Origin of the sequence: Citrobacter sp. XY323 (genome assembly GCF_025106035.1) — a bacterium.
Lineage (GTDB): Bacteria > Pseudomonadota > Gammaproteobacteria > Enterobacterales > Enterobacteriaceae > Citrobacter > Citrobacter braakii.
The window spans coordinates 448,240-457,492 of sequence record NZ_JANYUK010000002.1 but is presented as its reverse complement, the minus strand read 5'-3'; the positions used below and the strand labels follow the sequence as shown (position 1 = coordinate 457,492).

Below are 9,253 nucleotides of genomic sequence, written 5' to 3'. Positions count from 1 at the left end.
TCTGCCTGCTCTGCCTGCTCTGCCTGCTCTGCCTGCTCTGCCTGCTCTGCCTGCTCTGCCTGCTCTGCCTGCTCTGCAGGATTATCACCCGGCGTGGCAACTTCAAGCTTGCGATCACCACCTGACACGATTTCCACTAGGCCAGCGGCTTTCCACTTATTCGCAGTTTCTTCGCTTACTTCCACCTTTGCGCCAACCTCCAGCTTCTGAAGATTGGCACCGGAGAAAAGGTTATCGCTAATCACTTTTACCAGTGCCATGTCTTACCCCTTAGCTGTGCGCGTAGATGACGGACTTCTTGCTGTTGATGTCGGTCTTAACCATCAGGCCAGCGGCACCCCAGGTGCGCCAGATGTAATCGCTGTTGTAGTACGGACGCGGATCGGCAACGGTACCGAACGCCTGGCCTACAATCGGAGCAATCACGCCAGCAGTCAGCGGAACAATCAGGATCTGGTTGCCGGTCAGCTGAGCATCTTCTTTAATCGCGGAAATGCCGGACAGTTTCAGAAGCTCCTGCAGAATGGTGTCAGACTGGTAGTTGTCGCTGAAGTAGCGCTCCAGGTTGGAGATGATGGCGCTCGACACATACCAGGTCTGCTCTGCGTACTGATTGTTGGTCAGCTTGAGAGTGTCGCGCAGCTTAATCCCCGCATTACGGATCTGCTCTGCCGTGGCGGATGCGCTGGTAAAGTCGATATTCAGACCAGATGCACCCAGATCAACCAGAGCCACACGCTCGTCGTTCTTCAGGCCTTTCCAGGTCTTATCATCAAACTTGATGTAGTTGCCTTCTGCGTCACGATAGCCGTTGTAGATGTAATCCACATACTGGCGACGGACTTCGTTGGTGGACTCGAACTGAGCATCAGAGATGATGTCGAACGCATCCGGGTTGTTCAGGCGAGGCTCACGCCAGTGGAACTTGAAGCCGGTATCGTGCACAGGAACCATAGTACCGTCGTACTGGTACTGCACTGCATCCAGCGCCGCGCCGATCTGGCCTGACATGGAGGTGTGAGCCCACATACGGCCGCCAGATTTAGCGTATTCATACACGGTCTGGTTGATGCGCACCGAACGAGACAGCGGCATCAGGTCGTCCATCGGTATCTCAATGAGAGATATGGAGAGAAGTATCTCACGGAGCGAGGAGTTGACACGTGGCTTGGAATCAGTATCGAAGAGGCTCATAGGCGAGCAAAGTTCCCTCCAGGAAAATGGCAGCGCCGGTATCCGCTGATCGAGATGATGATGACAAAGCAGATGGCTATCCAGTGTGTCGAGGATTATGGACTGCCTACTCCTCCAGCCTCTCTCTGCTGGATGTGCCCAAACCGAGATGACGACCTATGGCTATTCATGAAGAACCACGTTCCTGAAGACTTCGCAAAAGCATGTGCTCATGAGAAAGAGATTCAGAAACTGTGGCCGCACCTGTGGCTGACTAAGTACGGCGTACCGTTAGCTGAGGCACCGCTTAAACCTAGTGGAGGGAAGAATACTCAGATGGACCTGATTCAATTCTGCGACAGCGGTCAATGCTTTGTTTAACGCAACTGATAGCCAGTTATGAGCTGGCTATTGGGTGCGAAAGCACTGCCACGTTATCCCTTTTGCCCGGTTCCGCCGGGCTTCTTTTTGCCTGGAGAAAAGCATGCAAACAACAATCAGCATTCAACCGGTTCTGGTTAACCGTGAGCGCGTTCAGGAGATGCTTGGTGGTATCTCCAGAACCACGTTTTATCGTAAGCGCAAACAGTGGGAAGAATCCGGCACACCATTCCCGCAGGAAGTGGAAGAAATCCACCCACCTAAAGGCGGCGCTCTCTTCCGCTATGTAGAAGTTATTCAGTTCTGCAAAGATAAAGGACTATTGGCTGCACACGACTGAATCTTCTCAGCCCACAATTCTGCCGCTGCCTGCTGCTCGGGGATGTAATCATACTGGTCATAAACAGCCAGCATCCCCGTTAGCTTATGCCCGAGTATCTTCTCTGATACGTGAGGCGCAACACCAAGCTCAGCCATCTTTGTTTTGCACGTTCTGCGCAGATCGTGCAGAGACCAGTGCTCCCCACCCATTACCTCTTCCACCTGCCCCGCGATGGAAATCAACGTACTGGCTGACATAGGCCTGTCCACCTGCAGCTTAGCCGGTGGAAACACGATTGACTGATCGGGGTACACATCAAAAACCTTTTGCAGATAATCGGCCGCCAGCTGAGAAATCCCACGCACAAAGCGCTTACGCGTTTTCGAGTTCTCTTTCGGTATTACCCACTCCCTCGCCTTCAGGTCAAAATCACCCTTCCTTGCCAGCCTCAGTTCAACACCGCGGCATCCAGTAAGCGCCACAAGGCGGATCAGCATTTTGTTTTGCCATGACATCTTGGTTTTATCGATGGCATTCCAGAACGCGCCTATCTCTTCGTCATTCATGAATCTTTCCACGTCATCAGGACGGCTACCGATATCGTTAATCTCAAGCAACATTAGAGAATTTGAAGTAATACGTTTCCGACGCAGCGCATAGCGGATCACCTGCTTCATCTTCACCAGCACGTTACCGGCCTGAACCGGAGATCCACCTTTCGTTATACGCAGGAATATCTGCTCCCACTCAACGGGGCTCATCTCATCTGCTATCAGTCGGCCGTAATTGTCGGTAACGTGAAGCTTCAGCATCCGCTTCCAGTATTCGTACTTCACCATCTCTTTCACTGATGGTGTTTCAAGCCACTCATCAACGAGGGTGCTTATGCTTGGTGAGCTGGATACTATGTCCCTGACTTTCTTCCGCTGCATTGCCGGATCGCGTCCCTCTTCCAGCCAGCCCTTGCATTCCTCCATCGCGTCACGGGCTTCTTTAATCGACATCTTGCCGTAGGTGCCGAGTTTTAGCCTGGCCGGTTTCCCGTTGAATCGATAGCGATACTGAAAGGTGATAAGTCCTTTTGGGCTGATCCTGGCAGAAAGTCCACCACCATCTGCTATCTCCTCTGGTCCATCATATGGCTTGCCAGCTATACGCCTGAGCTTGGTATCGTTGAGAGGCATGCTTGTCCCTGTTCAGCTTTGTCGGAATTGGTACACGATTTGGTACACAGATTCTACGACACGAACGCGGACAAGATGAACTAAATTGAAACGGGTAAATTGAATAAAGTCAGGTGTGATGCGGAATTGGTGAAACAGGTAGGAACAGACAGGAATGAGGAGAAATTCTGGATGGTACTTACACGTAAGATCACATACAAAGATTCAATATTTAAAATCATCAAAAAGGTGTGGGCTGATTCCCGCTTCACTCTGCGAAATATGTCACTGGTCGCCTTAATGGCTACACTGGACCTACACCCGCTTTTTGATAACACCGTTTGACGGTGTACACGGCATTACGAGCCGATCAAAGCAACAATCAACGCGCACTCTATGATGTAAATCAATTCACTGACACCCTGATGTTTTTGTTACACTTGTATAAAGTCATCTAACCTGAGCAGGAAAAGGACAATGCCAACAAATCGCTTTGCGAAGAAACACTGGAAGATGGTTGTGATACTGCTCGTTATTTGTGCGGCAATGCTGATGCTACGTTGGGCTGCGATGATCTGGGGTTAAAATACTGGTACACGCAGTTCCGGTTCCGTTGTATTTATCAATTAAATCGAATTCGTCTGAAAATAGCGCGTTATTGATAAGTATTAAAAATAAAACACAGATTTAATATTAAATAAATTTAACGTTAATTGAGAAAAGCCGGGCCAATTATTTGACCCGGCTTGTCATTACATACGATAGCCGAGTGACACAGTAGTACGACGATCGGTATGCTCCGGCGCTGTTGCCGGTGGTTCAGAGTTCCAGGTAACGTTGTAAGCCACCTTTAACCCAAAGTGTTCGTTGATAGCAACGTTCAAGGCCGTTTCAGAATTGAGCGTTGTATCGTCAGCACCAAATACCGACACACCTTGCGTAAACTTAGTATTGTCCGTCATCTGCCACGCATAGGCCCCGGACGCATAGCCCAGCGGCTGTGTTTCGGTGGTGCCATCCGTGTGCTCGTCATAGCGCACACCAGGACCGAATTCAAAACGGAAGCTGTGCACTGGTCCGTTGAGGAACTGACGACCATAACCTGCGGTTAGCACGTCACGCTCGCGATAGCCGTTGTAACGGTCGGTCAGCCAGCTTGCCTGACCAAAGAGATAGTCATAGTCGGTCATGTTGTAACGACTACGGCCACCTACGGCATATTTCTCCGATGAACGCTCATCATTTGAGGAGGTATTGCTGGCATTTCCCCACAAAGACCACGCTGTAGTTTGACCGTACCAGGTCATGGTGGTGTCTGCAGTTAAAGAAGAACTTTTTGTGTTGCCTGACTGGGCGAGATATCCCGCGTTCAGGTTACCCTCAAAGGGTTTTTTCGCGCTGGAAGGGTCATCCATGACAGTAAAAACGGAATCATCGGCGGCAGCCTGCATTGACGCAAGCAGGCCACCCGTCAGCAGTAACGCTGCGGGCACTGTCTTCAAAAGCTTCATTTATTAAGAGTCCGTACAACAAAAAAAGAGACCATAACGGTCTCGGAAACTTTCATATGGATCAATGACAAAAGACCCTTGAAAGGTAACAAATTATAAAAAGACTCGAATAACATAGCAATAAATTCTTATTTCATTTTTTGAATAAGAGCGTTCCTAAACCGTTTTTTTATTTATATATCTTTAACGCGATTATTTTAAATAAAGATATGAAAAATCATGTTGTTAATTACTTCACTTTCGGGGGGTTAAGTGCCAGACTGAGGACAGCCTAACAGGAGGTAAAGATGGTACGTATCTATACGTTAACACTTGCGCCCTCTCTCGATAGCGCAACAATCACGCCGCAAATCTACCCGGAAGGTAAGCTTCGCTGTACCTCGCCGGTTTTTGAACCCGGCGGCGGCGGTATCAACGTCGCTCGCGCGATTGCCCATCTTGGCGGCACCGCTACGGCCATCTTCCCTGCGGGTGGCGCCACCGGAGAGCATCTTGTTGCTTTGCTCGCCGACGAAAATGTTCCCGTGTCCACCGTCGAAGCTAAAGACTGGACCCGACAAAATCTCCATGTCCACGTTGAGTCCAGCGGCGAACAGTATCGCTTCGTCATGCCAGGCGCTGCGCTCACCGATGATGAGTTTTACCAACTTCAGGATCAGGTGCTGGAAATTGAGTCTGGCGCACTGCTGGTTATTAGCGGCAGTTTGCCGCCTGGCGTACAGCTTGAGAAGCTGACCCGGCTCATTACCACAGCACAAAAACAAGGGATTCGCTGTATCGTCGATAGTTCTGGCGAAGCGCTGGCGGCAGCATTAACCATCGGCAATATCGAACTGGTCAAACCCAACCTCAAAGAACTGAGCGCGCTGGTGAATCGCGAACTCACGCAGCCCGATGATGTGCGCAACGCCGCGCAGGAAATCGTGCAAAGCGGAAAAGCGCATCGCGTAGTGGTCTCGCTTGGACCACAAGGAGCGCTGGGCGTTGATCGTGAAACCTGTGTCCAAGTGGTTCCGCCACCAGTGAAGAGTCAAAGTACCGTAGGCGCGGGCGACAGTATGGTCGGGGCCATGACGCTTAAACTGGCTGAGAGCGCACCTTTTGCAGATATTGTTCGTTACGGTGTCGCCGCAGGTAGCGCCGCCACCCTGAATCAGGGTACGCGTCTGTGCGCTTTAGACGATACGCAAAAAATATACGCGTATCTGGCTCAGTAATAACGGCTTCCCCTTGTTTAGCTACAAGGGGATTTCCCCGTAAAACTGTCGGCATAGGTGTTATACGTCTATGATGAAAAATCACGTGATTACAAAGCAGTGAATCATGTGCGACCAGGCGTCTTCACAACTATGCGAGGTGAAGAAGAACGACACACATTAAGTGCCTTTCCAGCGATGACGCGTCCGTGGTGTGCGTCAGTTCGTGTTTTTTAACCGCATTCTTGCGCTAACCTTATGATCTGGCAGACAACATGGGGAGAGACATCATGTGGCAGGCTATCAGTCGTCTTTTAAGCGAGCAATTAGGTGAAGGCGAAATCGAACTGCGTAACGAACTGCCCGGCGGAGAGATCCACGCCGCATGGCATTTACGCTATGCGGGGCGCGATTTTTTCGTTAAATGCGATGAAAGAGAGCTGTTAACCGGCTTTACGGCGGAAGCCGATCAGCTGGAGCTACTTTCTCGCAGTCAAACCGTGTCTGTACCGAAAGTCTGGGCGGTAGGCGCAGACAGAGATTACAGCTTTCTGGTGATGGATTTCCTCCCTCCCCGTCCGCTTGATGCGCACAACGCGTTTATCCTCGGCCAACAGTTGGCGCATTTGCATGAATGGAGCGATCAGCCGCAGTTTGGGCTCGACTTCGATAATGCGCTCTCTACCACGCCGCAGCCCAACACCTGGCAACGTCGCTGGTCAACCTTTTTTGCCGAGCAGCGTATTGGCTGGCAGCTGGAACTCGCCGCTGAAAAAGGCATTGCGTTTGGCAATATCGACGCCATTGTCGAGCATGTTCAGCAGCGTCTCTCTTCTCATCAGCCGCAGCCGTCTCTTCTGCATGGTGATTTGTGGTCCGGGAACTGCGCTCTCGGCCCGAACGGCCCGTACATCTTTGACCCTGCCTGCTACTGGGGGGACAGAGAGTGTGACCTGGCAATGCTGCCGTTACATACCGATCAGCCGCCGCAACTCTATGACGGTTATCAGTCTGTTTCTCCGCTACCATTGGATTTTCTCGACAGACAGCCTGTCTACCAGCTCTATACGCTGCTGAATAGGGCTATTCTGTTCGGGGGACAGCATCTGGTCGTGGCGCAGAAGGCGCTGGACAGGTTACTGGCGGCTTAGCAAAGTCGCACGTTGCTTATCTGGCCTGGCGTTTCACAACGCGTCAGGCCTGATAGTGCAGCAGTTACAAAAAACCCAGTAATGAAAAGAAGAAATAGCCAATCACGATAACGATCACCGGCAAAATATAGAGCGGGAAAATTTGTAAAAAGATCGTATGGTGCGGTACCACAATACGCGACTCAAGTTGCTCGCGTGATAACCCTTCACTGCCCTTTGCCTGTTCCAGAATCAACTGATCCTCAACTCCCTCGCGTAAATAACGCGCCTGACGGCTCATTCTGGCGCCTGAATCCTGCAACGCCAGACCGATAAAAATCAGAATGAAAATCAGCCAAAAAACGAGATTCAGTCCACTTTGAAAATCGGGCGTCGGCGAGTTATACCAAAACACGTTAAGAAAAGGTGTGTTCACACGCATCATGTCGATCATCACGTGTGCAAAATCGAGCATGACCGCGTTAATCCCTTCCTGCTTTTCGCTGTGCGCATACATAAACTTCAGTACTGAAACCAGGGTTGAAATCAGCGCGGGAATGAAAATCACCCATCCCACCAGCCTTTTCAAGATAGCAATGCGTCCAGCTTGTTGATACGTCATGAGTTCCCCTTGATTAAGACGTGTCATTTTGGCCTAAGTTTACCCGTTGATTATCGTTTTCGCCTGATCTTTAAAGGCGGTATACTGCTGAATTAGCCATAATGAACGCTCAGAGCCCGTCCAGGCTGGCTCTTAATCCCTTTTATCACCCGTAAAGGAGAGGTTGTGATGTCAACCCCGCGTCAAATTCTTGCTGCAATTTTTGATATGGATGGATTACTGGTCGATTCTGAACCGCTTTGGGATCAAGCCGAACTGGATGTGATAGCAAGTTTAGGCGTTGATATCTCCCGCCGCCATGAACTTCCCGATACACTTGGCTTACGCATCGACATGGTGGTTGATTTGTGGTTTGCACAACAACCGTGGAACGGTCCCTCACGTCAGGAAGTAACCGAGCGCATCATTACCCGGGCAATTGCGTTAGTTGAAGAAACAAAACCACTGCTGCCGGGCGTGCGTGAGGCCGTGGCATTGTGCAAATCTCAGGGGTTGAAAGTAGGACTGGCATCCGCCTCGCCGCTGCATATGCTGGAAAAAGTGCTAACCATGTTTGATCTGCGCAGCAGCTTCGACGCACTGGCTTCTGCGGAAAAACTGCCCTACAGCAAACCGCACCCGCAGGTTTATCTCGATTGCGCGGCGAAACTGGGCATTGACCCTATAAACTGCGTAGCACTGGAAGACTCGGTGAACGGCATGATTGCTTCGAAAGCCGCCCGTATGCGTTCCATCGTAGTACCTGCTCATGAAAATCAGGACGATCCTCGCTTCGTTCTGGCCGACGTCAAACTGGCCTCGCTCACCGAACTCACTGCCGCTCACCTGCGCGGCTAATCCTGCGACGGGCAATGATCGCATTGCCCGTCTGCCGGACGCTGGGGCACGCCTGATGACCTGAAAGGCCCGGTCGTGTTCCTCGCAAGTCCTGCCTCGGACTATATACATGGTTATACGCTGGTCGTGGATGGCGGTTGGCTGGCGCGGTAAAGGCGCACTTGTGACAAAGGGTTACAACGTCACCTCTTCCGCCTACTGTATAAAACCCCTATACTGTATGAATCGACAGTTTATTGGGTTTTATCATGACGGCGGAAGGTCACCTTCTTTTTTCTATTGCCTGTGCGGTATTTGCCAAGAATGCCGAGCTAACGCCCGTTCTTGCGCAGGGTGACTGGTGGCATATTGTTCCTTCAGCCATTTTGACGTGCTTACTGCCGGATATCGATCATCCCAAATCCCTGCTGGGGCAGCGTCTGAAGTGGGTATCAAAGCCCATTGCCCGGGCATTTGGTCATCGCGGGTTTACGCATAGCCTGCTGGCGGTTTTTGCCCTGCTGGCCACGTTTTACCTGAAAGTCCCTGATACCTGGATAATTCCAGCGGATGCCTTACAAGGTATGGTTCTCGGTTATCTCAGCCACATTCTGGCCGACATGTTGACCCCGGCGGGCGTCCCCCTGCTTTGGCCCTGCCGCTGGCGTTTTCGTCTGCCTATCCTCGTGCCGCAAAAAGGCAACCAACTGGAGCGGTTTCTGTGCATGGCGCTGTTCGCGTGGGCAATCTGGATGCCGCAGACCGTACAAGAGAACAGTGCGGTGCGCTGGTCATCACAGATGATAAATACGCTGCAAATGCAGTTTAATCGTTTTATAACGCACCAGGTTGACTAATAAATCAGCCAAAAAGTTATTTTTGGCATAAACAATTCCATTTGAATATAAGAGGCAAGTCACAGTTCTGCTAATCTTGCGC

Annotated in this window: 10 protein-coding genes and 2 pseudogenes; 7 read left to right on the top strand and 5 right to left on the bottom strand. The window is 50.9% G+C overall.

Features of this window, described 5'->3' with window-relative positions; all coding sequences use genetic code 11:
• Together N0B36_RS05800 and N0B36_RS05795 are read right to left on the bottom strand one after the other, a co-directional pair.
• Nucleotides 1-260 (bottom strand): hypothetical protein (locus N0B36_RS05800; RefSeq protein ID WP_259686179.1); only part of this gene is annotated, 260 nt, incomplete at its 3' end.
• A gap of 10 nt (nucleotides 261-270) precedes the next feature.
• Nucleotides 271-1,104 (bottom strand): annotated as a pseudogene (locus N0B36_RS05795) (major capsid protein); the annotation flags it as partial.
• A 553-nt stretch (nucleotides 1,105-1,657) separates the two neighbouring features.
• Between N0B36_RS05795 and N0B36_RS05790 the strand changes: the two are divergent.
• On the top strand, nucleotides 1,658-1,894 hold the full coding sequence (locus tag N0B36_RS05790) for a helix-turn-helix domain-containing protein (protein WP_200009690.1): 237 nt from the start codon (nucleotides 1,658-1,660) through the stop codon (nucleotides 1,892-1,894).
• Here the strand turns inward: N0B36_RS05790 and N0B36_RS05785 are convergent.
• A complete protein-coding gene (locus tag N0B36_RS05785; protein WP_259686178.1) occupies nucleotides 1,852-3,060 on the bottom strand; it encodes a site-specific integrase in 1,209 nt (402 codons plus the stop codon). The two genes, N0B36_RS05790 and N0B36_RS05785, sit on opposite strands and share 43 nt — an antisense overlap.
• A gap of 456 nt (nucleotides 3,061-3,516) precedes the next feature.
• Here N0B36_RS05785 and yniD point away from each other — a divergent pair, with 456 nt between their 5' ends.
• Entirely contained in the window at nucleotides 3,517-3,624 is a 108-nt protein-coding gene (yniD, locus tag N0B36_RS05780) for a small membrane protein YniD (RefSeq protein WP_003030590.1), read from the top strand.
• A 167-nt stretch (nucleotides 3,625-3,791) separates the two neighbouring features.
• On the opposite strand, the gene N0B36_RS05775 is transcribed toward yniD, so the two are convergent.
• Entirely contained in the window at nucleotides 3,792-4,550 is a 759-nt protein-coding gene (locus tag N0B36_RS05775; RefSeq protein ID WP_016152863.1) for a YdiY family protein, read from the bottom strand.
• Nucleotides 4,551-4,837: 287 nt separating this feature from the next.
• Here N0B36_RS05775 and pfkB point away from each other — a divergent pair, with 287 nt between their 5' ends.
• Nucleotides 4,838-5,767, top strand: coding sequence for a 6-phosphofructokinase II (pfkB, locus tag N0B36_RS05770; protein WP_016156336.1), 930 nt, complete (start codon nucleotides 4,838-4,840; stop codon nucleotides 5,765-5,767).
• Nucleotides 5,768-6,036: 269 nt separating this feature from the next.
• Nucleotides 6,037-6,897 carry a fructosamine kinase family protein gene (locus N0B36_RS05765; protein WP_016152861.1) on the top strand — a complete coding sequence of 287 codons (861 nt, stop codon included), beginning with the start codon at nucleotides 6,037-6,039 and terminating at the stop codon, nucleotides 6,895-6,897.
• Between the two features lie 64 nt (nucleotides 6,898-6,961).
• Here the strand turns inward: N0B36_RS05765 and N0B36_RS05760 are convergent, their stop codons facing one another.
• The gene (locus N0B36_RS05760; protein ID WP_019076635.1) at nucleotides 6,962-7,498 is read right to left on the bottom strand and encodes a YniB family protein; all 537 of its coding nucleotides are present in this window, start codon (nucleotides 7,496-7,498) and stop codon (nucleotides 6,962-6,964) included.
• Nucleotides 7,499-7,666: 168 nt separating this feature from the next.
• On the opposite strand from N0B36_RS05760, the gene hxpB reads away from it, so the two are divergent.
• From hxpB to N0B36_RS05745, 3 genes and pseudogenes are all read left to right on the top strand, one after another.
• Nucleotides 7,667-8,335 (top strand): hexitol phosphatase HxpB, encoded by a 669-nt coding sequence (gene hxpB, locus N0B36_RS05755; protein ID WP_016156335.1) that lies wholly within the window; start codon nucleotides 7,667-7,669, stop codon nucleotides 8,333-8,335.
• Nucleotides 8,336-8,368: 33 nt separating this feature from the next.
• Nucleotides 8,369-8,488 (top strand): annotated as a pseudogene (locus tag N0B36_RS05750) (SDR family oxidoreductase); the annotation flags it as partial.
• 83 nt (nucleotides 8,489-8,571) lie between these two features.
• Complete coding sequence (locus tag N0B36_RS05745) at nucleotides 8,572-9,171, top strand: metal-dependent hydrolase (RefSeq protein ID WP_087121839.1); 600 nt, start codon at nucleotides 8,572-8,574, stop codon at nucleotides 9,169-9,171.
• The last annotated feature ends 82 nt before the right edge of the window (nucleotides 9,172-9,253 follow it).

Bases quoted from the DNA above. Each gene is read 5' to 3' on its own strand.
- N0B36_RS05790 (WP_200009690.1), top strand. From the start codon at position 1,658: ATGCAAACAACAATCAGCATTCAACCGGTTCTGGTTAACCGTGAGCGC.
- N0B36_RS05785 (WP_259686178.1), bottom strand. From the start codon at position 3,060: ATGCCTCTCAACGATACCAAGCTCAGGCGTATAGCTGGCAAGCCATAT.
- yniD (WP_003030590.1), top strand. From the start codon at position 3,517: ATGCCAACAAATCGCTTTGCGAAGAAACACTGGAAGATGGTTGTGATA.
- N0B36_RS05775 (WP_016152863.1), bottom strand. From the start codon at position 4,550: ATGAAGCTTTTGAAGACAGTGCCCGCAGCGTTACTGCTGACGGGTGGC.
- pfkB (WP_016156336.1), top strand. From the start codon at position 4,838: ATGGTACGTATCTATACGTTAACACTTGCGCCCTCTCTCGATAGCGCA.
- N0B36_RS05765 (WP_016152861.1), top strand. From the start codon at position 6,037: ATGTGGCAGGCTATCAGTCGTCTTTTAAGCGAGCAATTAGGTGAAGGC.
- N0B36_RS05760 (WP_019076635.1), bottom strand. From the start codon at position 7,498: ATGACGTATCAACAAGCTGGACGCATTGCTATCTTGAAAAGGCTGGTG.
- hxpB (WP_016156335.1), top strand. From the start codon at position 7,667: ATGTCAACCCCGCGTCAAATTCTTGCTGCAATTTTTGATATGGATGGA.